Raw genomic sequence first — 26,031 nt, 5'->3', positions numbered from 1 at the left:
CGGGCCCTGCCCACCACGCGCGTCGAAGTCGCCGTACCCAGCGGCAAGGGGCGCGTCCCGATCCCGCTGGACCTCTACACCCAGGACGAGGCGCGAGCCTTCCTCCACCGCCGCCTCACCGACGCGGGCCATGCCGGTCTGTACGACACCGAGACGGCCGGCCCGCTGGCCGAGGAACTCGGCCGTCTCCCGCTCGCCCTCGGCCACGCCGCCGCCTACTTGATCAACAGGCGCTGCACGACCGGCACTTACCTGACCCGCTTCCGCGACACCAGCAACCGCCTCGGCGACCTGCTCCCGCCGGACGCCGACACCGAGGGCTACGGCCGGCCCGTCACGACCGCGCTCCTGATCTCCCTCGATGCGGTAGGGGAGGTCGACACGACCCAGCTCGCCGAGCCCCTGTTGCACCTCATCTCGCTCACCGATCCGCTGGGCCATCCCGCCCAGTTGTGGACCACGTCCCCCGCCCTCCAATACCTGCGCACGTGCCGCCCGGTACGGAGACGGTGGCTGCGACGCCGTACTCCGCAGGCCGTAACCGAGCAGGAGGTCCAGGAGGCGCTGGCCCTCCTGCGCACGTACGCCCTAGTGGGGCAGGAAACCGACGAGGCCCCGGTCCGCATCCACGCACTGACCGCTCGCGCTGTGCGCGAGACGATCCGTGCGGGAGACATGCCGACAGTGGCGCGTGCGGTGGCCGACGCCCTCCTGGACTTGTGGCCCGAACACGGCCACGAGGACTGGGCCTTGGCCGCGTCGCTGCGCGCCACCTGCCAGTCCCTCGACGGACACAGCTACCCCGCCTTGTGGCAGCCCGAGGTGCACGGATGCGTGTTGCGGGTCAGCAACAGCCTTTCCGCAGCGGGGCTGTTCGATCAGGCCGTCGACTACGACCGAGTAACTGTGCACCGAAGCATCCAGCACCACGGCCCGAACCACCCCCAGACCTTCACCGCCCGCAACAGCCTCACCATCTCCTACCGCGAGGCCGGTCGGCACCGGGAAGCACTCGACCTCGGCGAGCAAATCTTCACCGACTGCGAGCGCGAGCTGGACCCGAACCACCCCGTCACCCTCAAAGCTCGCCTCAACCTCGCCATCTCCTACAGCGACGCCGGACGTCGCCAAGAAGCACTCGCCCTGCACGAGCAAATCCTCACCGACCACGAGCGCGAGCTGGGTCCCCACCACCTCGACACCCTCACCACTCGCCACAGCCTCGCCGTCTCCTACAGCGGCGTCGGACGACACCAAGAAGCACTCGACCTGGGCCGCCAAGCCCTCACCGACCACGAGCGCGAACTGGGCCCCAACCACCTCCACACCCTCACCACTCGCCACAGCCTCGCCCTCTCCTACCGCGAGGCCGGACGGCACCAAGAAGCACTCGACCTTCTCGAGCGAGTCCTCACCGACTACGAGCGCGAACTAGGCCCCAACCACCCCGACACCCTCACCGTCCGCCTCCACCTCGCCGTCGCCTACAGCGACGCCGGACGACACCAAGAAGCACTCGACCTGGGCCGCCAAGCCCTCACCGACCACGAGCGCGAACTGGGCCCCGAACAACCCCGCACCCTCACCGCCCTCAACACCCTCGCCTATCTCCGCAGCCGAGTGGAAGCCACACAGCAGCCGAGCGCCGCCGCCCCGGACGCCGACGCCACCTCGCCGCACCCCCCATCGACCCCGGAGACACCGGAAAGGACCCCCGCGGAGTAGTCGAGGCGCGACCCGCCGCCGTCACCCGAGCCGCCCCCTCCGATTCGCCTCCCGCACCCGCGCCCGCAGCACCTCGTGCGGCGCGTGCGCCACCGCGTCCGGCGGGCAGTTCCACTCCCTGCCTCCGCCGGGCGGCCGCAGCTGTACGTATCCGCCCTCGCGGCCCATCACCTGCCCGACCGTGCCGGTCCTCGTATCCACGGCGTACGCGCCGACCAGCGGCAAGTCCGCACTCACCGCGCCCCCTTGAGGGCGGCGACGAGCCGGAGAGCCGTGTCCAGGTTGCAGCGCCCGAGGTCGAGCAGCGGGCGCGGCTCGCTCGACGCGAGGCTTGTGGCGTCCACCTTCAGCGACGGCAGCACCACGCCCGCGCCGGTCAGCTCGGCCCGCAACTGCCGTACGGCTTCCTCCGCCGCTCTCTCCCGCTCCACCGCCGTCATCGCCATGAGACCTCTCCTCACACTGGTTGTTGCTCTTTGCTCACCCAGAGTGGTGGCACGCGGCTACGCTCGGTAGTGACGGAGTCCCAACAACCGCCCTTGTTGGACCTGGAGTTGCCGATGAGCCGCAGGAGAGACCCCGACCCGACCAACCCCCGCGCCCTGCTCGGCGCAGAGTTGCGCCACGCCCGCGAGAAGGCCGGCCTCAGCCAGTCCGAACTGGGCGAACCGCTCTTCGTGAGCGGCTCCTTCATCGGCCAACTGGAGGCCGGGACACGGCGGATGCACCTGGAGTACGCCCGGCAGATCGACGAGATCCTGGGTACGGACGGGTTCTTCGCCCGGAACTGCGGGGCGCTGGCCAAGTCCAAGTACCCGGATCACTTCGCGGAGGCGGCAGAAGCGGAGGCGACGGCCACCGCCATCAAGGAGTACGCGACCCTGCTCGTCCCTGGCCTGCTCCAGACAGAGGCGTACGCAGTGGAGGTGTTCCGCGCCTACCACCCGACCGCTCCGAACGAGAAGATTGCCGACCTTGTGACGGCACGCATGGAGCGCGCGAACCTCATCGACGATCCAACAACCCCGTTGTTGTGGGTGGTTCTGGACGAGGCCGTGCTGCGGCGGAAGGTCGGCGGCTGCCTGGTGATGGCGGAAGCTTTGGGATACCTGGTGGGCCTGATGCGGCTGCACCGGATCATCCTTCAGGTGCTTCCGTACGACGCGGGAGCTCACGCGTCGATGACTGGCGCCTTGAAGTTGATGGAGTTCGCGGACGCGCCCCCGCTCTCCTTCGTCGAAGGCCCGGACCTGGGAAGACTCATCGACGATCCGGCCACGGTCGCCCGCCACACCTTGACGTTCAGCCTGCTTCAGGCAGCCGCACTCTCCCCGGCCGAGTCGCTGGCCCTGTTGAAGTCAGTGGCGCAGGATTACGAGCATGGACAACAACATCCCTGAGTACGACGCGAGTTCAGTGGTCTGGCGCAAGTCCACTCATAGCGGCGGCGAGGGCGGTAACTGCCTCGAAGTCTCCGACGGCCACCCCGGCCTCATCCCCGTACGCGACTCCAAGACCCCCGACGGCCCGAAGCTCGTGTTCCGAGCCTCGGCCTGGACGGCCTTCGTCGCGGGCCTCAAGTAGCCCGGACACACCCCGCCCGGGGCTCAAGCCCCGAGCCCCGAGCGGCGCTTGTTCGGAATGGGATGGGCCTCAACCCACCCTCCCACCCTGCGAGTTGGCAAGCTCGCGCACGTTTCGCGACCGGCTTGCCACGCTGCGTGACGGTGCTCTACGGTGCCCGAATAACGAACAACCCCCGCCCGGTGCTGGAACACCTGCGGGGGTTTGACCACAAGATCGAAAGCGACTCGACCTGATGGCTGACGCCAACTTTAGTGCTGCCACGCTCCCCGCGCATCCCACCAGCTCACACCCGATGGCCACCCCGGGTTACGGCAAGCGCTCCGCGCCGGGCCAACTGCGCCGCACCCACCACGACTTCGCCCACCTCCCGCCCCGCGAGGGCGCGATCGCCGGATACATCGACCGGCTCCCAGACGGCGCCGACATCTCCGTAAAGACGCTGGCCAAGGAGCTTCCGTACGGACAGTGCGCCCTGCGCACCGCACTCAACCGCCTTCAAGAGGCGGGGCACTTGAGACGCGGACGCGAACACGCACGCGGATCCGACAGCGTCCGCTGGATCACCCGAACGTGGTGGACCCGTACCGCACGCGACGACGACTGGTGGACGGCGTTCACCCGAGGCGACGTACCGGAAGAACGACCGGGCGCCCCCGAGCCCACCACGCCCGAGGCCGCGGCCACCGCGCCCGAGCCCGCCGAGCCCGCCCGCCGCGGCCCCACCCTCCGCCGCGCCTACGTCCTCCTCGCCGCCCTCGGCCGCACCGCCCCCGCACTCTCCCTCTCGCACGCCGACTGCCTGCGCCTCGCGCCCCACGCCGCCGAGTGGTTCACGCGCGGCGCCACCGAGGCGGACCTGCAACACGCCCTGACCGCCGGCCTCCCCTCCCCCGTCCACAGCCCGGCTGGCCTGGTCCACAACCGCCTGACCACCAAGCTCCCGCCCGAGCCCGTCCCCCGCCCCGCCCTGCGTGTCCTGGAGTGCGCGACGTGCGGCAGTCCGGGGCGCGCCGAGAGCCTGCCGGGTGGCACGTGCGCCCGGTGCCGGGGCGACGTCCCGGCCGGATCAGGACGCCCCGATCCGCTGTCCCCCGCAGTCGTCCGCTCCCACGCCGCGAAGATCCGCGCTGCGACCGCCCGCACACCTGCAAGGAGCCACGCATGAGCCTGCTGCACATCCGCCATCGATGCAGGGCACGATGGAGGAGAGGAGGCGATCCGATGACCCCCAGCGCCACTGACCGCCCTGACATGTCGATCGAGGAGTTCGAGGAGCTCGCCCGTCGGGCCCCCGAGACCGTGTCGCTCGAATTCATCAACGGGCGGGTGGTGGTCAAGCACGGCCCGATCGATGTCGACGACTTCGAAGAGCTCGCCCGGAAGGCGCCGGAAACGGTGACGCTGGAACTGATCAACGGAAAGCTGAGGGTCAAGCCCGTGCCGGACGGCGACCACGGTTCGATCATCATGTGGCTGATCCGCCAGTGCATGATGCAGCGCCCTGAGCTGGGCCTGCACCCGGAACAGGGACTGCGGATCGATACCTGTCGCAAGGGCTGCATCAAGCCGGATGGCGCCCTGGCTCCGATCGACTACTTCGCGGGGCAAGGCGAATGGGCATCGCCCGGCGGGGTGCTGATGACGGTTGAGGTCACATCCAAGGACAGGGACACCGACCTTCGTGACCGGCAGGAGAAGCCCGGCGCCTACGCGTACGCGGGCATCCCCGTCTACCTGCTCGTCGACCGGGACGAACACAAGGTGATCGTGTACAGCTCCCCCGAGAACGGCACCTACCAGAGGCGCCGCCCGTACCCCTACGGCGCCACGATCCGTATCCCCGCTCCCGTCGCCCTGACTCTCGAAACCGAGAAGCTCAAGGACTACGCGGACTGACCGACCTGACACAGAACGCCGAAGGGCGGCACCCCCACACAGGGAGTGCCGCCCTCGGCGTACAGCAGGTATAAACGGTCCGATCCGCGAGGATCAGAAGTCCATGTCACCGCCCGGCATGCCGCCGCCCGCGGGGGCACCGGCCTTCTCGGGCTTGTCGGCGATGACGGCCTCGGTGGTGAGGAACAGCGCGGCGATGGACGCGGCGTTCTGCAGAGCGGAACGCGTGACCTTCGCCGGGTCGATGATGCCCTCGGCGATCATGTCGACGTACTCACCGGTCGCGGCGTTCAGGCCGTGGCCGACGGGAAGGTTGCGCACCTTCTCGACGATGACGCCACCCTCGAGACCACCGTTGACGGCGATCTGCTTGAGCGGGGCCTCAAGGGCAAGGCGCACGGCGTTGGCGCCGGTCGCCTCGTCGCCCTCGAGCTCCAGCTTCTCGAACACCGAGGAGGCCTGCAGCAGGGCCACGCCACCACCGGCGACGATGCCCTCCTCGACGGCCGCCTTCGCGTTGCGCACGGCGTCCTCGATGCGGTGCTTGCGCTCCTTGAGCTCGACCTCGGTCGCGGCACCGGCCTTGATGACCGCCACGCCGCCGGCGAGCTTCGCGAGGCGCTCCTGGAGCTTCTCGCGGTCGTAGTCGGAGTCCGACTGCTCGATCTCGGCGCGGATCTGGTTCACGCGGCCGTTGACGGCCTCGCTGTCACCGGCACCGTCGACGATCGTGGTCTCGTCCTTGGTGATGACGACCTTGCGGGCACGGCCCAGAAGGTCCACGGTCGCGTTCTCGAGCTTGAGACCGACCTCCTCGGAGATGACCTCGCCGCCGGTGAGGATGGCGATGTCGTTCAGCATCGCCTTGCGGCGGTCGCCGAAGCCCGGGGCCTTGACGGCCACGGAGCGGAAGGTGCCCTTGATCTTGTTGACGACCAGGGTGGAGAGCGCCTCGCCCTCGACGTCCTCGGCGATGATCAGCAGCGGCTTGCCGGACTGCATGACCTTCTCGAGGAGCGGGAGCAGGTCCTTGACGGACCCGATCTTCGAGTTGGCGATGAGGATGTACGGGTCCTCGAGGACGGCCTCCATGCGCTCCATGTCGGTCGCGAAGTACGCCGAGATGTAGCCCTTGTCGAAGCGCATGCCCTCGGTGAGCTCCAGCTCCAGACCGAAGGTCTGGGCCTCCTCGACCGTGATGACGCCTTCCTTGCCGACCTTGTCCATCGCCTCGGCGATGAGCTCGCCGATCTGGGTGTCGGCGGCGGAGATGGAGGCGGTCGAAGCGATCTGCTCCTTGGTCTCGACCTCCTTGGCCTGGTCGAGCAGCGCACCGGAGACGGCCTCGACGGCCTTCTCGATGCCGCGCTTGAGGGCCATCGGGTTGGCACCGGCGGCCACGTTGCGCAGGCCCTCGCGGACGAGCGCCTGGGCGAGAACGGTGGCGGTGGTCGTACCGTCGCCGGCGACGTCGTCCGTCTTCTTGGCGACTTCCTTGACCAGCTCGGCGCCGATCTTCTCGTACGGGTCCTCGAGCTCGATCTCCTTGGCGATGGAAACACCATCGTTGGTGATCGTGGGGGCGCCCCACTTCTTCTCGAGGACGACGTTGCGGCCCTTGGGGCCGAGGGTGACCTTGACGGCGTCGGCGAGCTGGTTCATCCCGCGCTCGAGACCGCGCCGTGCCTCCTCGTCGAACGCGATGATCTTGGCCATGTGAAGTGGTCCTCCCGGACAGGGGTGGATTGCTCCGGATCGTGTCGGCGCCCGCGACGGACGGCCCTCAGCCCTTGTGGTTCCTTGCCCCACCCGGCCTGTGGACCTCACCTACTCGATCCAAGTTCTTGTCACTCTCACTGGGAGAGTGCTAACGCCAATGATTAGCACTCGCCTATGCCGAGTGCAAGCGGCTCCCGAGGATCGGGCACCCCACGCGCTCCTGCTCGCGCACCCCGAGCACCCCGCGCACAAACAGAAGGGCCCGCACCCCGTCTCCGGGATGCGGACCCTTCATCACGTCGTTGCAGACTGCTCCGGCGCGATCAGCCAGCCACACGGACCATGTCCGCCTGCGGCCCCTTCTGACCCTGCGAGATCTCGAACTCGACCCGCTGGCCCTCTTCAAGGGTGCGGTAACCGTCCATCTGAATCGCGCTGTAGTGGACGAATACATCCGCACCACCGTCGACCGCGATGAAGCCGTAGCCCTTCTCCGCGTTGAACCACTTGACGGTGCCCTGAGCCATGCCTAACTCCCCTATTACTGGCCCTTGCACGAATCCGCACTTCGCGGACCCGGGTCAGAACTCACCCCCCGACAGGTGGGGGTGGTGTGCGCCGGAACGCGTCGACCGCCGCTGAATGTATCTGTCCAACTGCCGTCTGCAACAGGTCAATCGGACGAGAATTCTGGGCACGGGCGATCGGTAATTTACGGAGAATTCACCGGAGTTCAGGGCAAGTCGGGCCAGACAAAGGGCGTGAATCGTGCGAACGGTGCGCACAGGAAGGCCAGTTCTTGTCCTTGTACGCGGGGAGTTCTCATATGCTCCCGGCACACTCTCGCCGCACCCGGGGAAAAGGGCGAAACAGCATTCCCAACTGTACCTCTCTCAACCATGCAGAATTGCCCCCTCCGCTTCCAGCGCGGAGAGGGCAACTCGTCGGAGAGAAAAAGCGCGATCAGCCGGCCGCGCTGTGCTCGATGGTCAGCCTCCGGCGACGGCCGGGATGATCGAGACGCCGGCCCCGTCCGGGGTGGCCGTCTGAAGACCCTGCTCGAAGCGCACGTCGTCGTCGTTCACGTAGACGTTCACGAAGCGGCGCAGCTTGCCCTGGTCGTCGAGGACGCGGGCGGAGATCCCGGTGTGGTTCTTCTCCAGGTCGGCGATGACCTCGGCGAGGGTCGTGCCCTCGGCGGCGACCTCGGCCTTGCCGCCGGTGTAGGTGCGCAGGATGGTGGGGATGCGGACGTTCACGCTCATGGGACTCAGGCCTTTCTCAGGGAAGCAGTGGGGTCAGCTCGCGAGACCCGCGGCGCGGAACGCGTCCAGGTTCGGGCGGATGGTCGCGGTCGCACCGCTGTCGGCGACCGCGTCGAGGGTCTTGAGACCGTCACCGGTGTTGAGCACCACCGTGGTCAGCGACGGGTCGAGCAGACCCTCCTTGACCAGCTTGTGCGTCACGCCGACGGTCACACCGCCCGCGGTCTCGGCGAAGATCCCCTCGGTCTGCGCGAGCAGCCTGATCGCGTCCACGACCTGCTCGTCGTTCACATCCTCCACGGCGCCGCCGGTGCGGCGCGCGATGTCGAGGACGTACGGGCCGTCCGCCGGGTTGCCGATCGCGAGCGACTTGGCGATCGTCTTCGGCTTCTGCGGACGCACGACGTCGTGGCCGGCCTTGTACGCGACGGAGACCGGGGAGCAGCCCTCGGCCTGGGCGCCGAAGATCTTGTACGGCTTGTCCTCGACCAGACCGAGCTTGATCAGCTCCTGCAGACCCTTGTCGATCTTCGTGAGCTGCGATCCGGAGGCGATCGGGATGACGAGCTGGTCGGGCAGCTGCCAGCCGAGCTGCTCGCAGATCTCGTACGCGAGGGTCTTGGAGCCCTCGGCGTAGTACGGGCGCAGATTCACGTTCACAAAGCCCCAGCCCTCGCCCAGCGGGTCGCCGATGAGCTCGGAGCAGAAGCGGTTCACGTCGTCGTAGTTGCCCTCGATGGCCACGAGCTCGCCGCCGTAGACAGCGGCCATGACGACCTTGCCCTGCTCCAGGTCGTGCGGGATGAACACGCAGGAGCGGAAGCCCGCCCGGGCCGCGGCGGCGCCGACGGCGCCCGCGAGGTTGCCCGTGGAGGAGCAGGAGAGGGTGGTGAACCCGAAGGCGCGGGCGGCCTCGATGGCCTGGGCGACGACGCGGTCCTTGAAGGAGTGCGTCGGGTTGCCGGAGTCGTCCTTGATGAACAACTTGCCCTGCTCGACGCCGATTTCACGGGCCAGGTTGTCGGCCTTGACCAGCTTGGTCCAGCCCGGGTTCAGGTTCGGCTTCTCGGCCACGTCCGCGGGGACGGGGAGCAGCGGCGCGTAACGCCAGATGTTCGCAGGACCGGCCTCGATGCGGCGGCGCAGCTCCTCGGTCTCGTACGAGGAGAAGTCGTACGCGATCTCCAGGGGGCCGAAACACTCCGCGCAGGCGAAGAGCGGACCGAGCGGTACGCGGTGGCCGCACTCGCGACAGGAGAGGGCGGCGGCGGGTCCGAGATCCACGGAAGCGGTGGTGGCTTCAGAAGTGGTAGCGGCTTCAACAGTCTGTACAGCCATGGCAGGCGAGGCCCTTTCTCCTCATCTTCCTCATGACGCACTTCGCCATGAGACGGACTTGGCACCTTCCCTAGTCAGGAGCCTCGCGTCGCGCGTGCGAGTACTGACTGGAGTTGCCGGGGCTTCAACGGGCCGTATCCCTCTGCCCCTCTGGATGAGCGGTATGACCTGGTGTCCCCCAGGTGTTTATGGCCTCATGACCCCCGACATGCGGTGGTCATGTGCTCTGTTCAAGACTGTAACCGAACCCCCCGACCGTTGAGATAGTCGTCCGAACGGCGAGATGGATCACATAGGGCCGCTACCGCGGCGTGGCACACGAGGAGTAGGCAGACGTGCTCGAAGAGGTGGAGCGCTGGCTGGAGCAGCGCTCCTGGTCGGCGAAGGACCGGCCGCTCGACCTGCTGCTCGAGGCGAAGGCCCGGCAGGGGACGACGGTCAGCGTCGTGCTGCCCGCCCTCGACGAGGAGGCCACGGTCGGGCAGATCGTCACCGTGATCCGGCGCGAGCTGATGTCCCCCGAGGCCCCGCTCGTGGACGAGCTCGTGGTGATCGACTCCGGTTCGGGCGACCGTACGGCCGAAGTCGCCGCGGCGGCCGGCGCCCGTGTGGTGCACCGGGACGCGATACTCCCCCGGATCCCCGCCGTGCCCGGCAAGGGCGAGGTCCTGTGGCGCTCGCTGCTCGTGACGGGCGGCGAGATCGTGTGCTTCGTGGACGCGGACCTGCGCGAGTTCTCGCCGGACTTCGTGAGCGGGATAGTCGGCCCGCTGCTCACCGAGCCTGATGTGCAGTTCGTGAAAGCGATGTACGACCGGCCGCTCGGGGACGAGGCCGGGCAGGGCGGACGCGTGACCGAGCTGGTGGCCCGCCCGCTCCTGAACCTCCACTGGCCCCAACTGGCCGGTTTCGTCCAGCCGTTGGGCGGCGAGTACGCGGCCCGTCGCTCCCTCCTGGAGCAGTTGCCCTTCCCCGTCGGATACGGAGTGGAGCTCGGTCTCCTCGTCGACGCCCTGCACACCGTGGGCCTCGACGCCCTGGCCCAGGTCGACGTCGGGGTGCGCAAGCACCGGCACCAGGACGGGCGGGCCCTGGGGCGGATGGCGGCGGCCATCTACCGGACGGCGCAGCTGCGGCTCGCGCGCGGACATCTCGTACGGCCGCACCTCACCCAGTTCGAACGCGGCGAGGACGGGTTCCAACCGCGCACCCATCCGGTCGACACCGAGGAACGGCCGCCGATGGCCGAGATCACGGAGTACACCTCTCGACGCGTGGCGTAACCGCTGCCGATCATGGATATTGCCTAAATTTCCCATTTATGTGGGTTAGACAAGCAATGGGAAGGGCCCGGCGTCGCACGCTGGGTGCCCTGGTCGCCACCGCCACCGCCGCGACCTCGCTGGCGGGGCTCGCGCCTGCCGCCGCCGTGGTCGTCGAACCGTTCGCCAAGCGCTATGACGAAGCCGTGTACGGGGACTTCATCACGCTCGGCAACGCCGTACTCGACTGCCCGAGCACACCGCCGGACGAGGCCACACGCTGCCGCACCGCGCAGTCCGGTGCCAGCGGCGAGAACAACAACCAGTTCACGATGCAGTACACGGACACCGCGGGCTTCAGCACGTCCGTGCTGAACTCCAGCACCGGTCAGGTACGGATCCCGCCGGGCGCCAAGGTGGCCTACGCGCGGCTGTTCTGGGGCGGCAACGACGGCACGTACAAGCTCGGCCGCAACCAGATCAAGTTCTGCGACACCGCGGGGGCCGCGACCCTGCCCGCCGGCGACCCGCTGACCACCGCCCCGCTGATCCGGGTCGGCACCGGCGCGGAGGCTCCCGTCACCGTCCAGAACGCGGTGAAGACCCCCGCCGACACCGGCGGCCCGCACTACTACACCGCCGAGGCCGACGTGACCTCGTCCTTCGCGGGCGCGGCCACCGGCGTGAACCTTCCTGTCGCGGTCGGCAACGTCTGGGCGCCCACCGGCAAGGGCTGTGTCGGCGGCTGGTCGCTGACCGTCGTCTACCAGTACGACGCCCCCAACGCCCAGTACGCGCCCGAGCGCCGCAACGTCTACATCTACGGCGGCCACGTCGTGCAGCGCTCCGCCGACCCGGACACCACCATCACCGTGGACGGGTTCCTGCGGGCCGGCACCAAGGACGTACGGGCCAGCGTGACCGCGTACGAGGGCGACTCGAATGTGGCCGGCGACGCGTTCCTGGTGAACGGCACCAACATCGCCGAACCGGGCAGCGGGGCCACCACCAACTTCTTCAACAGTCACGCCGACGGCTGTCTGAACCCTTGCGACAACAACAACTTCTCCATCGACGCCAAGCAGTTCACGATCCCGGACCGGGTGATCCCGGAGGGCGCGACCTCGGCGAAGCTCACCTTCCGCACCAAGGGCGACACCTATGTGCCGTCCGCGCTGGCCTTCTCGGTCCCGGTCCCCGACCTGTCGATCACGAAGACGGCCGCGCCCGCCAAGGTGCAGCCGGGCAGCAAGGTGACGTACACGGTGACCGCGAAGAACATCGGCAGCCTCGACTACCCCGGCGCCAAGTTCGCGGACGACCTGTCCGACCTGCTTGACGACGCGACGTACAACAACGACGCCAAGGCCACGGTCGGGACGGTGAGCTACGCCGAACCCAAGATCAGCTGGGTCGGCGACGTACCCGAGGGCCAGACGGCGACCATCACGTACAGCGTCACCGTCAACGACCCGCTCAGCGGTGACGGCAAGCTGACCAACAACGTCATCGCCGAGACGCCGCGCACCAACTGCGAGGACGGCTCGACCGACCCCGCCTGCGGGTTCACCCCGGTCATCGAGGAGCCGCAGCCGCCGAAGCCGCCGGTGCCGCCGCTGGAGATCGTCACCAAGCCGACCCCCCCGGTCGTACCCCCGTGCGCCGACACCACCAACACGATCACGCTCACCAACGCGACGGCGACCGTCCGCAAGGCCGCGAGGATCCACTGGCCGGTGGTGGCGGGCGGCACCCCGAAGGCGAGCAGCGGCACGGTCGTCAAGAGCGGCAAGAACTGGGTGTGGACGGGCGATGTGCCCGCCAAGGGCAAGGTCGTCATCAAGCAGACGGTCAAGGCCTCCTGCACCCCGGGCGGTGTCGTGGTGATCCCCGTGACGGGCGATGTGCCGAAGACCACGTGCACTCCGGCGAAGACCCGGGCGGGCGGCACGGACCCGTGCGTCTCCGTCATCGTCAGCAAGCGGACGCAGGCACGTCCTGCCCCGCCGGAGCTGGCCGAGACCGGCGGCGGCTCGAACGGGATGCTGTACGGCGGGCTCGCGATCGTGATGTGCGGTCTGGGCGCGCTGGCACTGGCGGCGTCCCGCTCGCGGCGTGACTGAGGTCGCGCTCAGGTCGTGACCGGGGTCGCACTCACGTCGTGACCGGGGTCGCGCTCAGGTCGTGACGGAGGTCGCACTCACGTCGTGACGGACAAGTGAACAGCGGTTCCGCTTCGGACGGCCGGGCTCCTCGCAAGGGGCCCGGCCGTCCGCACGTTTGAGCGTTTCCTGGACGGGCTAGGTTCGCGTCATGGTCTCCGAGCACGGTGCGCAGGTTCTCGTCGCGTCCAATCGCGGTCCGGTTTCGTATGCCGTACGGGAGGACGGCACCCTCGACGCCAAGCGCGGCGGGGGCGGCCTGGTCTCCGGGCTCTCCGCGATCGGGGAGTCCGCCGGGGACACCGCCACGCTGTGGGTGTGCTCGGCGCTGACCGACGGGGACCGCGAGGCCGTTCGGCGCGGGGTCGGCGAGCCCGGTGTGCGGATGCTCGACATCGACGCCGCCGTGCACTCCGACGCGTACAACGGGGTCGCCAACTCGGTGCTCTGGTTCGTGCACCACCTGCTGTACCAGACCCCTCTGGAGCCCACGTTCGGTCCGGAGTTCCGCCGGCAGTGGGAGTCGTACCGCGCGTACAACCGGGCGTTCGCCGAGGCGCTCGCCGAGGAGGCGGCGCAGGGCGCGACGGTCGTGGTGCAGGACTACCACCTGGCACTGGTCCCGGGGATGCTGCGGACGCTGCGGCCCGATCTGCGGATCGGGCACTTCTCGCACACGCCGTGGGCGCCGGTCGAGTACTTCCGGATGCTCCCCGACGACATCGCCGAGGAGCTGCTGCTCGGGATGCTCGGCGCGGACCGGCTCGGCTTTCTCACCACGCGCTGGCTCCAGGCCTTCCAGGCGTGCTGCGGTGCGGTCCTCGGGTCGTACGAGGTGATGACGTACTGGCCGAAGGACGCGACCCCGAGCGTCGGCTACCGCACACCGGACGGGCGCTTCCACCGCACTCTGCTCGGGGTGCACGGACTCGGCGCGGACGCGGACTTCCTGCGGGAGCGCTCGCAGCGGGCCGATGTGCGGGAGCGGCTCGCGGATCTGCGGGAGCAGATCGGCGGGCAGCCGGGCGGCGAGGGCGCCCGCAAGGTGATCGTGCGGGTGGACCGGACCGAGCTGTCGAAGAACATCGTGCGGGGGCTGCACGCGTACCGGCTGCTCCTCGAGGAGCAGCCGCAGTGGCGGGAACGGGTCGTGCATGTCGCGTTCGCGTACCCCTCGCGGCAGGATCTGGCGGTCTACCGCGAGTACACCGCGGAGGTGTCGCGGGTCGCGCAGGAGATCAACTCCGCGTACGGGACCGAGGGCTGGACCCCGGTGATCCTGCACGTCAAGGACGACTTCGCGCGCTCGCTCGCGGCGTACCGGCTTGCGGACGTGGCGCTGGTGAACCCGATCAGGGACGGGATGAACCTCGTCGCGAAGGAGGTGCCGGTCGTCTCCGACGAGGGGTGTGTCCTGGTGCTCTCGCGGGAGGCGGGGGCGTATGCGGAACTGGGTGAGGACGCGCTGGTGGTCAACCCGTATGACGTGGTGGGGACTTCGGCCGCGCTGCACGCCGCCCTGACGATGCCGGCGGAGGAACGCGCGGAGCGCACGAAGCGCCTGGCCGCGGCGGGCACCGCGCTGCCGCCCGCACAGTGGTTCCTGGAGCAGGTGGAGGCGTTGCGGGGCTAGGTCCAGAACTGACGGACGCTGTTGACAGCTGGGTCTCTCGGATCAGGCCGGACCCGCCGGGCCGGCGTGCACCGCGAGTGCCGCGAGGAGGTCCACCACTCCTGAGGGGCCGTCCACCACCACGTCCGCGCGCTCCGACAGCTCCGCGACCTCCGCGTTTCCGCTGCACACCAGCAGTCCGTGCAGGCCCTCCGAGCGGAGCTTCTCCACGGCCGCGAAGGCAGGCAGATCGCCCAGGTCGTCGCCCGCGTACAGGACCGAGGTCGCGCCGACCGAGCGGACGTACGCCGCGAGCGCGACGCCCTTGTCCATGCCCGGCGGGCGGAGCTCCAGGACGAGGCGCCCCGGTTCGACGATCAGACCGTGGCGGGCGGCGAGGTGCGCGAGCGGGGTGCGCAGGGCCTCGAAGGCCGCGGCGGGGTCGGCGGCGCGGCGGGTGTGGACCGCGACCGCGCGGCCCTTCTCCTCGATCCAGGTGCCGTGCCAGACGCCCAACGCGTCCAGGAATCCGGGCAGTTCGGCGCGGACAGCGGCCACCCCGGGGTGCGGGTCGGGCGCGTGCACCGTGCCGGAGACGGCGTCCCAGCGCTCGGCGCCGTAGTGGCCGAGTACCACCAGGTGCTCCAGGCCGCGTACGCCCGCGAAGCCCCCGTAGCGGACCGCGACGCCCGCGGGCCGGCCGGTGACCACCGCGACGGAGGCCACCTTCGGGGCGAGCGCGGCGAGCGCGGGGACGGCGTCCGGGTGGGCGCGGGCCTGCTCGGGGTCGGGGACGATCTCGGCGAGCGTGCCGTCGAAGTCCAGGGCGATCACGGCTTGTCCGGGCCGCGCGAGCAGCGCGGCGAGGCCGTCCCGTCCCGCGGGGGTGGACGGCGTCGGCAGATCAGGCGTGCGATGCGGAAGGCTGCCCATGGGACGACCCTATCCAGGCCGGGCGCGGCCGACCCATGGAGGTTCGCGTCAAAGGTGCGGCCGCGGGCCTCGGCGAGGGGGCGTTGTCAGTGGGCGTCGATAGCCTTGAGAGGGCTCGGCCCCCGGGAGGGCGGGGTCTGTCCGGCGTACGGGAGGCGGAGTTCATGACCGATCGGAGCGAGCCGGGCGTGCTCGGCCGGCGCGACCGTGCCGTGCTGGCGCTCGAGCGGCGCAATTGGCCCTCGCCCGGCGCCAAGGAGCGCGCGGTGCGCGAGGAGCTGGGCATCTCCCCCACGCGCTATCACCAGCTGCTCAACGCACTGCTCGACGACGAGCGGGCGCTCGCCCACGACCCGGTGACGGTGAACCGGCTGCGGCGGATACGCGAGGAGCGCCGCGCCAGGCGTTGAGCCCGGTGCGGCGCCCCTCGACGGCGGGCGGTTCTACTCGGCCGCTTCCGCCGCCCGCGCCTTGTTCTGGATGTCGGCGAGCACCGCGGCCGGGGTGCCGCCCGGCGCGACCGCCTTGCCGATCTGCGCCTTGATGTCCGCGCTGACCTGCGCCCAGGACGTGTTGCCGACGGGCGGGAGCTGGGACGTGGGCAGCGCGTCGAGGAAGAGCTTGAGCTGCTTGTACTTGGCGTCCTCGGCCATCGCGTCGGCCGCCGAGTTGGTCACCGGCAGGATGTTGTAGCGCTCGGAGAAGTCGAGGACGTTCTCCTTGCTGTAGACGAAGTCGAGGAACTCGCCGACCTCGTCACGGTGGCCGTTCTGCTTGAAGGCCATCATCCAGTCGGCCACACCCATCGTGGCCTTCGCCTTGCCGCTGCGGCCCGGCAGCGGCGCCATAGCGAACTCCACGCCCTTCTTCTTCGCCTGGGCGATCAGCGTCGGGTGCCCGTTGAGCATGCCGACCTCACCGTTGGAGAAGGCGTTGAAGGCCTCCTGGCGGTTGAGCTCGCCGGGCGCGACCGGGCCCACCAGGTCCTTGTCGACCAGGTCCTTCTTGAGCCAGTCGAAGGTCCGCACGTTCATGTCCGAGTCGAGGTTGTACGAGCCGACCTGGTCGGTGTAGCCGTCGCCGCCGGCGAGCAGCCACATCATGGTCTCGGCCTGCGCCTCCTCCTTGCCGAGCGGCAGGGCGAAGGGGTACTTGACGCCGTTGTCCTTCAACAGCTCGGCGTCGGCGGCCAGTTCGTCCCACGTCGTGGGGGGCTTGGAGATACCGGCTTCGGCGAAGAGCTTCTTGTTGTAGAACATCAGGCGCGTCGACGAGGCGAACGGCATGCCGTACTGGATCCGGTTGACCTCGCCTGCCGAGGTGAGCGAGGACAGGAAGTCGCCCTGGACCGGGATGGAGAGCAGATCGTCCGCGGCGTACAGCTGATCCTTCGCCGCGTAGTCCGAGTACGCTCCGATCTGTGCCATGTCGGGCGCTTCGCCCGCCTTGACCATCTTGGCCACTTCGGCGTCGACGTCGCTCCAGGACAGGACGGTCACCTCGACCTTGATGTCCGGGTTCTTGGCCTGGAACTTCTCGACCAGATCCGCCCAGTACTTCTCGGAGCTGTTCTCCGCCGAGTCGCCGTAATCGGCGGCCACGAGCTTGAGGGTCACCTCACCGGAGCCGGTGCCGCCACCGCAGCCCGCCAGCGTCATCGTGAGCCCCAGCGCGGCACCTGCCGCGATCAGTACGTTCGTGCGCCGCTGCACAGCAGATTTCCCACCCTTGTCGTGATCCAGTCGTCCCCCGTGACGTCCTGTGTCCTTCACCAGGTCTACACCACTCAGATATCACTTCTGCAACGGAGGGTCACCGTTGTTGCATCCGTTGGCCAACGCTACCGCCGGCCGTCCGCGCAAAGGTCCAGGGCCTTGTGCACGGCAGTCCATTGCTCCTGCCGCACGCCGACTGCTAAGCACAGCAGGCCAGATGGCGCGCGAACCGGTGCGAACCCCTCACGGTGCGCACCGGCGGGCGGCATCCGGCGCGGCAAGGAGCAGCATCGAGTACCAGCCGAACACCCCGTGCCCGTCCCGGTCGAGGAGCCGCCCCACATGTCACGTACCGCCGCAGAAATAGCCACCCAGCCCAGCTGCTGGCGCCGGGCCGTCGAAGCCGCCGACTCCCTCGGGGCCGCCGCCGGACTGACGGCGGGGGGCGAGCGGTCCGCCGCCACCGGCTGCGGCCCGTCGTGGTTCATGGCCCCCGCGTACGCCGCCCTGCGCGAGGCGGCCGGGCAGGGCGAGACGGACGCGTATCCCTCCTCGGAGTTCCCGGTGGGCCGCCCGTACGACCGGATCGTGGCGATCACCCGCTCCGGCACGACGACCGAGGTGCTCGAACTCCTCGCGCGGGTCAGGGGAACGACGGCCACCACAGCGATCACGGGCGACCCGAAGACGCCGGTGATGGAGGCCGCGGACGCGGTGGCCGTGCTCGACTTCGCCGACGAGGAGTCGGTGGTGCAGACCCGTTTCGCGACGACCGCGCTGGCCTTCCTGCGCGCGGGCCTCGGGGAGACCGAGGGAGTGAAGACGGTGGCCGAAGCGGCCGCCGACGCCGAACTCGCCGTCACCGAACCCCTGCCGGACGAGGTGCTCTCCGCCGAGCAGTGGACGTTCCTGGGACGCGGCTGGACGTACGGGCTCGCGCTCGAGGCCGGCCTCAAGATGCGCGAGGCGGCGGGCGCGTGGACCGAGGCGTACCCCGCGATGGAGTACCGCCACGGACCGATCTCGATCACCGGTCCCGGCCGGGTGGCATGGATGCTCGGTGCGCTGCCCGAGGGGCTCGCGGGGGATGTGGCGCGCGTCGGCGGGCATCTGGTCGCACGCCAGGAGACCGATCCGATGGCCGACTTGATCCGCGTGCAGCGCCTCGCGGTGGCGCTCGCCGAGTCCAAGGGCTACGACCCGGACCGGCCCCGCAATCTCACGCGGAGCGTGATCCTCGCGTAGCGGGGCTCGCTTATTGGCGTGACGCGGCCCGGGCGGACCGTCATCATGGCTGTCATGTCCGGGCCCTATGTCATCCGCGGTTCGGTCTCCCTGCCGGAGGCCGAGCTCCTGTGGCGTTTCTCGCGGTCCTCCGGGCCCGGCGGGCAGCACGTCAACACCTCGGACTCCCAGGTGGAGCTCCGCTTCGACCTGGCGAACACCAAGGCCCTGCCGGAGGTCTGGAAGGAGCGGGCGCTCGAGCGCCTCGCCTCCCGGCTCGTGGACGGCGTGATCTCCGTACGGGCCTCCGAGCACCGCTCGCAGTGGCGCAACCGGGAGATGGCGGCGACCCGGCTCGCCGCGCTGCTCGCGGAGGCCACCGCGCCGCCGCCGCGTCCGCGCCGTCCCACCCGGATTCCGCGCGGGATCAACGAGCGGCGCCTGCGCCAGAAGAAGGCGCGGTCCGACACCAAGCGGGGGCGGTCGGGCAAGGACTGGGGCTGAGACCGCCCGCGGGAGCCCGGCTGCTGGATGCCCGGCTCCTGGATCTCGGGCTCCTGGACTCACGGGATGCTGGACTCCCGGGCTGCTGGATGCCCGGCTCCTGGGCTCCTCGGCTATCCCAACTGCCGGTAGCGGCCCCGGAAATACGTCAGCGGCCCGCCCTCCGGACTCGGCAGCGAGGCCGAGAGCACCCGGCCCACCACCAGCGTGTGGTCGCCCGCCTGGACACGGGACTCCGTCTCGCACTCCAGCGTCGCGAGCGCGCCGCCCACCAGAGGCGCGCCGGACAACTCCCCTCGTACGTAAGGGATGTCCGCGAACAGCAGCCGGTCGCTGATACGGCCCTTCATCGCGAAGCGGCCGGCGATGTGGCGCTGGGACTCGGAGAGGACCGAGACCCCCCAGCGCGGCTGCTCCGCCAGGAGGTCGTCCATCCGGGAGCCCTCGCGCAGCGAGACGAGGACCAGCGGCGGATCCAGGGATACGGACAGGAAGGCCGTGGCCGTCATGCCGACATCCTCGCCGGCCGGGCCGCCCTCACCGAGCGGCTCCTCCACCCCCGTCACCAGGACCACCCCGGCGGCTAGGCGCGACATCGCGGCACGGAACTCGTCGTTGCTCACCCCCACAGGATGCACGGCTTGCGGGGGCACTGCGGCAGGGGACTTCAATGCTTGCGACACGGATCGAACGTAGACCCGCCGCCGCCCGCGCCGCATCGGGCGCTGGGACCAGGACAGGACTAGGTCCCCGGTCCGAGTCCGGGGGCGTGCGCGGCCGGTCCCCGGCGGGCGCAATCGATCGATTTGCGTTCAGGAAACGGATACGGGAGCACACGGTCCCGCCCTCAACCCTTCATCCCCTGCTGTGACTTGAGTCACAGGGTCCATATTTTGTTGACCCTGTGTACCGAGTGGGCAGCTCGCTGTGATTCAGTGGCTGAGGCAGGAGACCATGATGCGAACGCATGCCTGCCGAGAAGCGGCCGAGAAGCCGGGGAAGCTGCGAATCCTGGAGTTGCTGTCGAGGTCTCGGGGAGAGCGAGCATGGAGACCGAGTCGGAGCCCTACGTCCGTCTTGCGACCCTGCGGCAGCTGCATCAGGTGGTCGCGGAGCTGAACACCGCCCGCAGCCTTGCCGACACCCTGCAGGCCGTGGCCGACGGCGTGGTGACCGGCCTCGGCTATGAGCTGGGCTGCGTGAATCTCGTACGGCCCGACGGCGACCTGGTCGTGGCCGCCTTCGCGGGCAATCCCGCCGCCGAGGCCCTGATCACCGGACGCGTCGGCTCCCGCGCCTCCTGGGAGCGCCGGCTCGCCATGGGCGAGGCCTGGGGCTCGCTGCGCTTCATCCCGCACACCGAGGGCTGGGTGCTCGTCGAGGACGATGTGCCGCAGTGGCATACGGACGGCCCCGAGCCCCGCTTCGAGGACGAGTGGCACCCCAGCGACCGCCTCTACGCGCCGATGTACGCCACGGGTTCCTCCAGCGGCGAGCTGATCGGTGTTCTCTCGGTCGACCGGCCGCGCAACGGCCGCAAGCCGGGCGCCTGGGGCCAGGAAGCGCTCCAGATGTACGCATTTCAGGCGGCCATTGCAATCAGTAATGCTCGGCTTCGAGCAAACATGCAGCGGGCACTGGTCAGGCTCGAACGCGAGCAGCAGGCGCTGCGGGCCAGCGAGGAGTCCTTCCGGCAGGCCTTCGAGTACGCGCCGAGCGGTATGGCCATCGCCGAGATGGGCGGTGACCAGCACGGCCGGATACTGCGCACCAATGACGCGCTGTGCCGGCTGCTCGGCCGCCCGGCCGCCGCGATGCGCCGCTACTCCTTCTCCGATCTGGTCCACCCCGAGGACATCGGCACACTGCTGCGCACCTCCGCCGAAGGCGGGCGGGCCGAGCTGCGGCTCGGGCGGCGCGACGGTACGTATCTCTGGGTCTCGCTGCGCAACTCCGTCGTGGCCGACGCCACCGATGGCCCCCGGTTTCTGCTCACGCACGTCGAGGACATCGAGGAGCGCAAGCGACGCGAGCTGCACCTCGCGCACCGCGCCTCGCACGACGCCCTGACCGGGCTGCCCAACAGCGCCGAGCTGCGCTCGCGGCTCAGCTCCCGGCTGTGCGGGCGGCCGCAGTCCGTGCCGCAGAGCCCCATCGAGTCGCTCGACGCGGCCTACGGTGCGGCCCCCACCGCGTACGACGGCTCCATGGGGTACGACGCGAACGCCTCCCCTTTCGACTCGAACGGACATGGTTTCGACTTCGGTCGTGCGGCCGCCGACTCCGCATTGACCGGCACCAGCAATGGCTATGGCGTCTACGACCACCATGTCCACGTGGTCGCTCCGCAGAGCGAGCACGACGACGGGACCAAGGGGCTCGCGGTGCTCTTCTGCGACCTCGACGGGTTCAAGTCGATCAACGACCGGTTCGGGCACCACACCGGCGACGCCGTGCTCATCGAGGTGGCACGGCGGCTGACCAGCGGGGTGCGCGACGGGGACACGGTGGCGCGGCTCGGCGGTGACGAGTTCGTGGTGCTCGCCGACGGCCTCGGCCGTGCGGACGCCGCGGACCTGGCGGTACGGCTGCGCAACGCGATCATTCCGCCGATCCGGGTGGACGGCCGCGCGGTGCGCGTGGGCGCGAGCTTCGGTGTCGGCTGGGCCCACTGCGGCATGTCGGCGGACGAGGTGCTGCAGTCGGCCGACCAGAGGATGTACATCGAGAAGCGCTCACGTGCCAAACAGCACAGACGAGCCGGATAACTCCAGGTCAGCTGGTTTTCCTTGGCAACAGGCCCCGAAGGGGTCACTCGAAGCGGGTACGCTCGCCCGGATACGTACGACTGTGTTCTGCCCGATCGAGCAACCTGCCTGAGGAGTGACCGGGGAATGACCACGCCCGGTGACAACGGCGCGCGCACGCCGGAGGAAGAAGCCCCGTTGGGTTATCTGTCCGCCGACGGGCAGGCCGCGGGTGCCACCCCGCCGCCCGGCGGCGGTGGCTACGGCTACCCCGGCCGCTCCTACAACCAGGTCCGCACGGTCGGCGAGCGGCAGTACGGGCAGCAGCCCCAGCAGACTTACGGCCAGCAGGCGCCCCAGGGGTACGGGCAGCAGGCGCCGCAGGGGTACGACGCCCACTACTCCGCGCCGGAGACCTACCCGGGCGACGCCACCCGGACGATTTCGTCGCAGCAGCCTTCGCACGGCGGGGGCGGCGGGCGCGGCCGTGGACCCAACTCCAAGGGCCTGATGATCGGCGCCGTCGCCGTGGTCGCGGCCGTGGTGGTCGGCATCGGCATCGCGATGCTCGGCGGGGACGACGACAAGGACCCGCAGGCCGGGTCCGGCGGTGACGGCGGGACCACGGCCGGCGAGAGCGTGAAGCCGTCCGAGCCCGCCGAGAACAAGGACGACAAGCCCATCGAGCTGCCGAAGACCGACGCGAAGGTCCTGCAGCTCACGGCGCCGGCGGTGACCGCCTCCGACATCAAGGGGTCGAAGGCCGGGACGTATGTCGCCGGTTTCAGCCAGGTGGGCGCGGCGCTGACCTGGCAGATCGACGGGTTCGAAAAGCCCGGTTCGTACAGCCTGCGGGTGACCTACGGAGTGCCCGGTGAGGACACCACCGGCACCCTGTCGGTCAACGGCGACAAGCAGACGCGGCCGCTGAACATGAAGAATTTCGCGGGCGCCAAGCAGGGTGACTGGGAGAAGGGCTGGACCTCCACCTACGCGGTGGTGCAGCTCAAGAAGGGCACCAACATCATCACTCTCTCGTGCGAGCAGAGCGACAAGTGCAACGCCAACATTGACCAGATGTGGCTGGTCGAGGGCACGAAGGGCTAGCCCTCCAGTTGGCGCAGGAAGTGTGCCACCGTCCCGGCCATCGCCTCGCGGGCCGGGACGAGGTATTTCCGGGGGTCGACGGCCGACGGGTGGGCCTCCAGGAAGGCGCGTACGGCGCCGGTGAAAGCCGTGTTGAGGGCCGTGCCCACATTGATCTTGCGCATGCCGGAGCGTACGGCTGCGCGGATCTCCGTATCCGGTACGCCACTTGAGCCGTGCAGCACGAGCGGCACCGGTACGGCGTCCTCGAGCGCGGCGATCAACGCGTGGTCCAGCGCCGCCGTCCGCTCCGTCATCGCGTGCGAGGAGCCGACGGCCACCGCGAGGGCGTCCACGCCGGTGCTCTCGACGTAGGCCCGCGCCTCGGCCGGATCCGTCCGTACGCCGGGGGCGTGCGCGTCCAGCGGCGGCTCGCCCTCCTTGCCGCCGACCCTGCCGAGCTCGGCCTCGACCCAGAGACCGCGCTCGTGGCCCCAGCGGACCGCTTCCGCCGTGGCCTTGACGTTGTCGCCGTACGTCAGCTTCGAGGCGTCGAACATCACGGAGCTGAAGCCCTCGGTGTGGGCCCTGCGGAAGAGGTCCTCGCTGACGACGTGGTCGAGGTGGAGGGCGAGCGGGGCGCGGCTGGTCTCGGCGACGGCCTTCGCCGCGGCGGCGACGGCGGTGAGGCTCCCGCCGTGGAACTTCACGGCGTTCTCGGAGATCTGCAGGATCGCGGGGGCGCCCGCCTGCTCGGCGCCGGCGGCTATCGCCTCGGCGTGCTCGAGCGTGATGACGTTGAAGGCGGCGACGGCTCGATTGTTCCGCCGGGCGGCGGCGATGAGTTCACCGGTCGTGGTGAGCGGCATGAGTCCCCCTGGGTGTGCGGTGACGCTGCTGTGTGGCCGGGGTGTGCGGTGACGCTGCTGGGTGGCCGGGCTGTGCGGCGTGTGCGGCCTGCGCGACAGGAACGGCGGGTGCGGCCTGCGCGGCGGGTGCGGCCCGTGCGACGGGCGGCGGGACGTCACGCCGCGTCCGCGTGCTCCACCACGGTGACTCCCGCCTCGAACTCCGCGTAGGCCTTCGCGTCGAACTCCCCCGCCACCGGGGCGAGTACCGTCGCCGCCGACAGCGCGACCGCCGACGCAAGGCGCTTCGGCCAGGTGTTGCCCGAGACCAGGCCGGCGAGCAGCGCCGCCACCGCCGAGTCCCCCGCCCCCGTGGGGTTGCCCGAGACGCGTGCGGCGGGTGTGGCCTGCCAGGTGCCGTCGGGGGTCGCGGCGAGGAGGCCGTTCGGGCCCAGGGAGGCCACGACCGCGTGGGCGCCGCGGCGGCGGGCCGCGCGCGTCGCGGGCAACGGCTCCCAGGAGCCGGTGAGTTCGGCCAGTTCGTCCGCGTTCGGCTTGACGATGTCGGGGCGCGCGGCGATCCCGCGGCGCAGCGGCTCGCCGCTGGTGTCGAGGAGGACGGGGACGCCCGCGGCGCGTGCTCCCCGTACGAGATGGGCGTACGCGCCGACCGGCACCCCGGGCGGCAGGCTGCCGCACAGCGCCACCGCCGAAGCGGAGGTCAGGAGGTGCTCGTACGAGACGAGGAACGCGGACCACTCCGACGGGGTGATCAGCGGTCCCGGCTCGTTGAGCTGCGTCGTGTCGCCGGACGAGGAGTCGACGACGGCGACCGTGCGGCGGGTGGAGCCCAGGACCGGGAAGAGCGCGTCGCGTACGCCGCTCAGGCCCGCGCGCAGCGCCTCGCCCGTCGCGCCGCCCACGAAGCCGGTGACGGTGACGTCGTGGCCGAGGGCGGTCAGGACGCGGGCGACGTTGAGGCCTTTGCCGCCGGGGCGTTCGGTGACGGTGGTGACCCGGTGCGAGGAGTGCGGGACGAGGCGCTCGACGCGATACGTCAGGTCCAGGGCCGTGTTCAGCGTGACCGTGAGGATCACGGGTGCCACCCCCGGAGTGCGTGTGCGTGCGCATGCGGGTGCTCGTGTGCGCGCGTTCGTGCGTGTGCCGGACCTGATCATGCCAAAAAGGAGGCGGTCAGCCCAGACCTCGGGGCCAACCGCCTCCTGTGCAACCTGCGGTCAAATCACCCCAGTTGGGGATCCACCACCCATTCGCCCCGGCGCATCACGCCGACGACCGAGTAGCCGCCGTCGAGGACGACCAGGTCCGCGTACTTGCCCGGCTCGAGCGAGCCGACCTCGTCGTATGCGCCGATGAGCTTGGCCGGGTTGGCCGAGATGGCCCGTACGACGTCCTCGATCGGCAGCCGGTCGATGGTGACCGCGCGCTTGAAGGCGCGGTCGAGGGTCAGCGTCGAGCCGGCGATCGAGCCCTCCGAGCCGTCCTGCGTGACCAGGCGCGCGACAGAGTCCTTCACCTCGACGGCGAGCGGGCCGAGCATGTACGCGCCGTCGCCGAACCCGGCCGCGTCCATCGCGTCCGTGATGAAGGCGACCCGCGAGGCGCCCGCGTGGTGGAAGGCGAGCTCCAGGGAGGCGGGGTGCAGATGCGTGCCGTCGTTGATCAGCTCGACCGTGACGCGCTCGTCCTCGAGGAGCGCGACGATCGGCCCCGGCAGGCGGTGGCCGATCGCCGGCATCGCGTTGTAGAGGTGCGTGGCGACGGTGGCGCCCGCGTCGATGGCTTCCTTCGTCTGCTCGTACGTGGCGTCGGTGTGGCCGATCGCCGCGATCACCCCGTGCTCGGCGAGCAGCCGTACGGAGTCCACGCCGCCGGGCAGTTCGGTGGCCAGGGTGAACATCCGGGCCTGGCCGCGGGCCGCGTCCATCAGCTTGCGGACGTCCGCCGGGTCGGGGTCGCGAAGGAGGGACTCGTCGTGGGCGCCCTTGCGGCACGGCGAGATGAAGGGGCCCTCGAAGTGGATGCCGGCGATCTCGCCCTGTTCGGCCAGTTCGGAGAGCAGCCCGGCGCGCTGCGCGAGGAAGTCCATGTCTCCGGTGACGGTGGAGGCCACCAGGGTCGTGGTGCCGTGCTCGCGGTGGGTCCGTAGGTGGGGGGGGGGCCCAGGGGGGTGGGGGCCCGGTCCGGGGGGGGGGCCCCCCCCCCGGTGGGCACCTCGTCCACGGTGCCGGACGTGAAGGACGCGCCGCCGCCCCCGTGGTTGTGGATGTCCACGAAACCGGGCACCACCCAGTGGCCGGACAGGTCGACGGCCGGGGCGTCCGGCTCGGCGGCGCCGGCGATCCGGCCCGCGTCGTCGACGATGACCCGGCCGTCGGTGACGGTTC

General features: G+C 70.1%; 24 protein-coding genes, 1 pseudogene and 1 riboswitch. Of the genes and pseudogenes, 13 read left to right on the top strand and 12 right to left on the bottom strand.

Annotated features, from left to right (window positions below):
- Window positions 1–1,725: tetratricopeptide repeat protein (locus JAO81_RS37070; RefSeq protein WP_199552391.1), on the top strand; the 1,725-nt coding region annotated here is incomplete at its 5' end.
- A 21-nt stretch (window positions 1,726–1,746) separates the two neighbouring features.
- Here JAO81_RS37070 and JAO81_RS37065 read toward each other — a convergent pair.
- Window positions 1,747–1,962: a hypothetical protein gene (locus tag JAO81_RS37065; RefSeq protein ID WP_233416461.1), complete on the bottom strand. Its 216-nt coding sequence runs from the start codon at window positions 1,960–1,962 to the stop codon at window positions 1,747–1,749.
- Window positions 1,959–2,171: a hypothetical protein gene (locus tag JAO81_RS37060; RefSeq protein WP_199552390.1), complete on the bottom strand. Its 213-nt coding sequence runs from the start codon at window positions 2,169–2,171 to the stop codon at window positions 1,959–1,961. Before JAO81_RS37060 ends, JAO81_RS37065 begins: the two co-directional genes overlap by 4 nt.
- A 114-nt stretch (window positions 2,172–2,285) precedes the next feature.
- Between JAO81_RS37060 and JAO81_RS37055 the strand changes: the two genes are divergently transcribed.
- The 4 genes from JAO81_RS37055 to JAO81_RS37040 all read left to right on the top strand — a co-directional run bounded on the left by JAO81_RS37055 (window position 2,286) and on the right by JAO81_RS37040 (window position 5,208).
- A complete protein-coding gene (locus JAO81_RS37055) occupies window positions 2,286–3,125 on the top strand; it encodes a helix-turn-helix transcriptional regulator (protein ID WP_199552389.1) in 840 nt (279 codons plus the stop codon).
- Window positions 3,106–3,309: a DUF397 domain-containing protein gene (locus tag JAO81_RS37050; RefSeq protein WP_199552388.1), complete on the top strand. Its 204-nt coding sequence runs from the start codon at window positions 3,106–3,108 to the stop codon at window positions 3,307–3,309. The genes JAO81_RS37055 and JAO81_RS37050 overlap by 20 nt, the downstream gene beginning before the upstream one ends.
- Before the next feature lie 235 nt (window positions 3,310–3,544).
- Window positions 3,545–4,477, top strand: coding sequence for a hypothetical protein (locus tag JAO81_RS37045; protein WP_233416457.1), 933 nt, complete (start codon window positions 3,545–3,547; stop codon window positions 4,475–4,477).
- 56 nt (window positions 4,478–4,533) lie between these two features.
- Window positions 4,534–5,208 (top strand): Uma2 family endonuclease, encoded by a 675-nt coding sequence (locus JAO81_RS37040; RefSeq protein WP_233416456.1) that lies wholly within the window; start codon window positions 4,534–4,536, stop codon window positions 5,206–5,208.
- A gap of 93 nt (window positions 5,209–5,301) precedes the next feature.
- On the opposite strand, the gene groL is transcribed toward JAO81_RS37040, so the two are convergent.
- The 4 genes from groL to thrC all read right to left on the bottom strand — a co-directional run bounded on the left by groL (window position 5,302) and on the right by thrC (window position 9,530).
- Window positions 5,302–6,924, bottom strand: a complete 1,623-nt coding sequence (groL, locus tag JAO81_RS37035; protein WP_165335410.1) for a chaperonin GroEL — start codon at window positions 6,922–6,924, stop codon at window positions 5,302–5,304.
- Window positions 6,925–7,250: 326 nt separating this feature from the next.
- Window positions 7,251–7,454 carry a cold-shock protein gene (locus JAO81_RS37030; RefSeq protein ID WP_003986833.1) on the bottom strand — a complete coding sequence of 68 codons (204 nt, stop codon included), beginning with the start codon at window positions 7,452–7,454 and terminating at the stop codon, window positions 7,251–7,253.
- Window positions 7,455–7,916: 462 nt separating this feature from the next.
- A complete protein-coding gene (locus JAO81_RS37025) occupies window positions 7,917–8,192 on the bottom strand; it encodes a MoaD/ThiS family protein (protein WP_199552387.1) in 276 nt (91 codons plus the stop codon).
- Window positions 8,193–8,225: 33 nt separating this feature from the next.
- Window positions 8,226–9,530, bottom strand: coding sequence for a threonine synthase (gene thrC, locus JAO81_RS37020; protein ID WP_199552386.1), 1,305 nt, complete (start codon window positions 9,528–9,530; stop codon window positions 8,226–8,228).
- Window positions 9,531–9,548: 18 nt separating this feature from the next.
- A riboswitch (SAM riboswitch) is annotated at window positions 9,549–9,691 on the bottom strand.
- A 174-nt stretch (window positions 9,692–9,865) separates the two neighbouring features.
- On the opposite strand from thrC, the gene JAO81_RS37015 reads away from it, so the two are divergent.
- From JAO81_RS37015 to JAO81_RS37005, 3 genes are all read left to right on the top strand, one after another.
- Window positions 9,866–10,813: a glucosyl-3-phosphoglycerate synthase gene (locus JAO81_RS37015; RefSeq protein ID WP_199552385.1), complete on the top strand. Its 948-nt coding sequence runs from the start codon at window positions 9,866–9,868 to the stop codon at window positions 10,811–10,813.
- A 56-nt stretch (window positions 10,814–10,869) separates the two neighbouring features.
- Window positions 10,870–12,915 (top strand): DUF11 domain-containing protein, encoded by a 2,046-nt coding sequence (locus JAO81_RS37010; protein ID WP_233416455.1) that lies wholly within the window; start codon window positions 10,870–10,872, stop codon window positions 12,913–12,915.
- Window positions 12,916–13,105: 190 nt separating this feature from the next.
- Window positions 13,106–14,587, top strand: coding sequence for a trehalose-6-phosphate synthase (locus JAO81_RS37005; RefSeq protein ID WP_199552383.1), 1,482 nt, complete (start codon window positions 13,106–13,108; stop codon window positions 14,585–14,587).
- A gap of 42 nt (window positions 14,588–14,629) precedes the next feature.
- Here JAO81_RS37005 and otsB read toward each other — a convergent pair whose 3' ends face one another.
- Window positions 14,630–15,499 carry a trehalose-phosphatase gene (gene otsB, locus JAO81_RS37000; protein WP_199552382.1) on the bottom strand — a complete coding sequence of 290 codons (870 nt, stop codon included), beginning with the start codon at window positions 15,497–15,499 and terminating at the stop codon, window positions 14,630–14,632.
- Window positions 15,500–15,663: 164 nt separating this feature from the next.
- Between otsB and JAO81_RS36995 the strand changes: the two genes are divergently transcribed.
- Complete coding sequence (locus JAO81_RS36995) at window positions 15,664–15,909, top strand: DUF3263 domain-containing protein (RefSeq protein WP_199552381.1); 246 nt, start codon at window positions 15,664–15,666, stop codon at window positions 15,907–15,909.
- A gap of 33 nt (window positions 15,910–15,942) precedes the next feature.
- On the opposite strand, the gene JAO81_RS36990 is transcribed toward JAO81_RS36995, so the two are convergent.
- Entirely contained in the window at window positions 15,943–17,211 is a 1,269-nt protein-coding gene (locus JAO81_RS36990; RefSeq protein ID WP_374194398.1) for an extracellular solute-binding protein, read from the bottom strand.
- 345 nt (window positions 17,212–17,556) lie between these two features.
- On the opposite strand from JAO81_RS36990, the gene JAO81_RS36985 reads away from it, so the two are divergent.
- Together JAO81_RS36985 and arfB are read left to right on the top strand one after the other, a co-directional pair.
- Window positions 17,557–18,459 carry an SIS domain-containing protein gene (locus JAO81_RS36985; protein WP_199552380.1) on the top strand — a complete coding sequence of 301 codons (903 nt, stop codon included), beginning with the start codon at window positions 17,557–17,559 and terminating at the stop codon, window positions 18,457–18,459.
- Window positions 18,460–18,504: 45 nt separating this feature from the next.
- Window positions 18,505–18,942: an alternative ribosome rescue aminoacyl-tRNA hydrolase ArfB gene (gene arfB / locus JAO81_RS36980; RefSeq protein ID WP_165336094.1), complete on the top strand. Its 438-nt coding sequence runs from the start codon at window positions 18,505–18,507 to the stop codon at window positions 18,940–18,942.
- A gap of 113 nt (window positions 18,943–19,055) precedes the next feature.
- Here arfB and JAO81_RS36975 read toward each other — a convergent pair whose 3' ends face one another.
- Entirely contained in the window at window positions 19,056–19,661 is a 606-nt protein-coding gene (locus tag JAO81_RS36975) for a flavin reductase family protein (protein ID WP_199552379.1), read from the bottom strand.
- A 327-nt stretch (window positions 19,662–19,988) separates the two neighbouring features.
- On the opposite strand from JAO81_RS36975, the gene cdgB reads away from it, so the two are divergent.
- Both cdgB and JAO81_RS36965 read left to right on the top strand, forming a co-directional pair.
- Entirely contained in the window at window positions 19,989–21,710 is a 1,722-nt protein-coding gene (gene cdgB / locus JAO81_RS36970) for a diguanylate cyclase CdgB (protein ID WP_199552378.1), read from the top strand.
- A 126-nt stretch (window positions 21,711–21,836) separates the two neighbouring features.
- The gene (locus JAO81_RS36965; protein WP_199552377.1) at window positions 21,837–22,796 is read left to right on the top strand and encodes a carbohydrate-binding protein; all 960 of its coding nucleotides are present in this window, start codon (window positions 21,837–21,839) and stop codon (window positions 22,794–22,796) included.
- Here JAO81_RS36965 and JAO81_RS36960 read toward each other — a convergent pair.
- The 3 genes and pseudogenes from JAO81_RS36960 to JAO81_RS36950 form a co-directional block, all read right to left on the bottom strand.
- Entirely contained in the window at window positions 22,793–23,644 is an 852-nt protein-coding gene (locus tag JAO81_RS36960; protein WP_199552376.1) for a class II fructose-bisphosphate aldolase, read from the bottom strand. The genes JAO81_RS36965 and JAO81_RS36960 overlap by 4 nt on opposite strands.
- A gap of 155 nt (window positions 23,645–23,799) precedes the next feature.
- Window positions 23,800–24,720: a 1-phosphofructokinase family hexose kinase gene (locus JAO81_RS36955; RefSeq protein WP_199552375.1), complete on the bottom strand. Its 921-nt coding sequence runs from the start codon at window positions 24,718–24,720 to the stop codon at window positions 23,800–23,802.
- A gap of 146 nt (window positions 24,721–24,866) precedes the next feature.
- Window positions 24,867–26,031, bottom strand: a pseudogene (locus JAO81_RS36950) (N-acetylglucosamine-6-phosphate deacetylase); the annotation flags it as partial.

The sequence above is a fragment of the Streptomyces sp. N35 genome, from assembly GCF_016464295.1.
Taxonomy (GTDB): domain Bacteria; phylum Actinomycetota; class Actinomycetes; order Streptomycetales; family Streptomycetaceae; genus Streptomyces.
The sequence above is the reverse complement of the archived record's forward strand: the minus strand, read 5'-3'. Positions and strand labels throughout refer to the sequence as shown.

Bases quoted from the DNA above. Each gene is read 5' to 3' on its own strand.
- JAO81_RS37060 (WP_199552390.1), bottom strand. From the start codon at position 2,171: ATGGCGATGACGGCGGTGGAGCGGGAGAGAGCGGCGGAGGAAGCCGTA.
- JAO81_RS37055 (WP_199552389.1), top strand. From the start codon at position 2,286: ATGAGCCGCAGGAGAGACCCCGACCCGACCAACCCCCGCGCCCTGCTC.
- JAO81_RS37050 (WP_199552388.1), top strand. From the start codon at position 3,106: ATGGACAACAACATCCCTGAGTACGACGCGAGTTCAGTGGTCTGGCGC.
- JAO81_RS37045 (WP_233416457.1), top strand. From the start codon at position 3,545: ATGGCTGACGCCAACTTTAGTGCTGCCACGCTCCCCGCGCATCCCACC.
- JAO81_RS37040 (WP_233416456.1), top strand. From the start codon at position 4,534: ATGACCCCCAGCGCCACTGACCGCCCTGACATGTCGATCGAGGAGTTC.
- groL (WP_165335410.1), bottom strand. From the start codon at position 6,924: ATGGCCAAGATCATCGCGTTCGACGAGGAGGCACGGCGCGGTCTCGAG.
- JAO81_RS37030 (WP_003986833.1), bottom strand. From the start codon at position 7,454: ATGGCTCAGGGCACCGTCAAGTGGTTCAACGCGGAGAAGGGCTACGGC.
- JAO81_RS37025 (WP_199552387.1), bottom strand. From the start codon at position 8,192: ATGAGCGTGAACGTCCGCATCCCCACCATCCTGCGCACCTACACCGGC.
- thrC (WP_199552386.1), bottom strand. From the start codon at position 9,530: ATGGCTGTACAGACTGTTGAAGCCGCTACCACTTCTGAAGCCACCACC.
- JAO81_RS37010 (WP_233416455.1), top strand. From the start codon at position 10,870: ATGGGAAGGGCCCGGCGTCGCACGCTGGGTGCCCTGGTCGCCACCGCC.
- JAO81_RS37005 (WP_199552383.1), top strand. From the start codon at position 13,106: ATGGTCTCCGAGCACGGTGCGCAGGTTCTCGTCGCGTCCAATCGCGGT.
- otsB (WP_199552382.1), bottom strand. From the start codon at position 15,499: ATGGGCAGCCTTCCGCATCGCACGCCTGATCTGCCGACGCCGTCCACC.
- JAO81_RS36995 (WP_199552381.1), top strand. From the start codon at position 15,664: ATGACCGATCGGAGCGAGCCGGGCGTGCTCGGCCGGCGCGACCGTGCC.
- JAO81_RS36985 (WP_199552380.1), top strand. From the start codon at position 17,557: ATGTCACGTACCGCCGCAGAAATAGCCACCCAGCCCAGCTGCTGGCGC.
- arfB (WP_165336094.1), top strand. From the start codon at position 18,505: ATGGCTGTCATGTCCGGGCCCTATGTCATCCGCGGTTCGGTCTCCCTG.
- JAO81_RS36975 (WP_199552379.1), bottom strand. From the start codon at position 19,661: ATGCGGCGCGGGCGGCGGCGGGTCTACGTTCGATCCGTGTCGCAAGCA.
- cdgB (WP_199552378.1), top strand. From the start codon at position 19,989: ATGGAGACCGAGTCGGAGCCCTACGTCCGTCTTGCGACCCTGCGGCAG.
- JAO81_RS36965 (WP_199552377.1), top strand. From the start codon at position 21,837: ATGACCACGCCCGGTGACAACGGCGCGCGCACGCCGGAGGAAGAAGCC.
- JAO81_RS36960 (WP_199552376.1), bottom strand. From the start codon at position 23,644: ATGCCGCTCACCACGACCGGTGAACTCATCGCCGCCGCCCGGCGGAAC.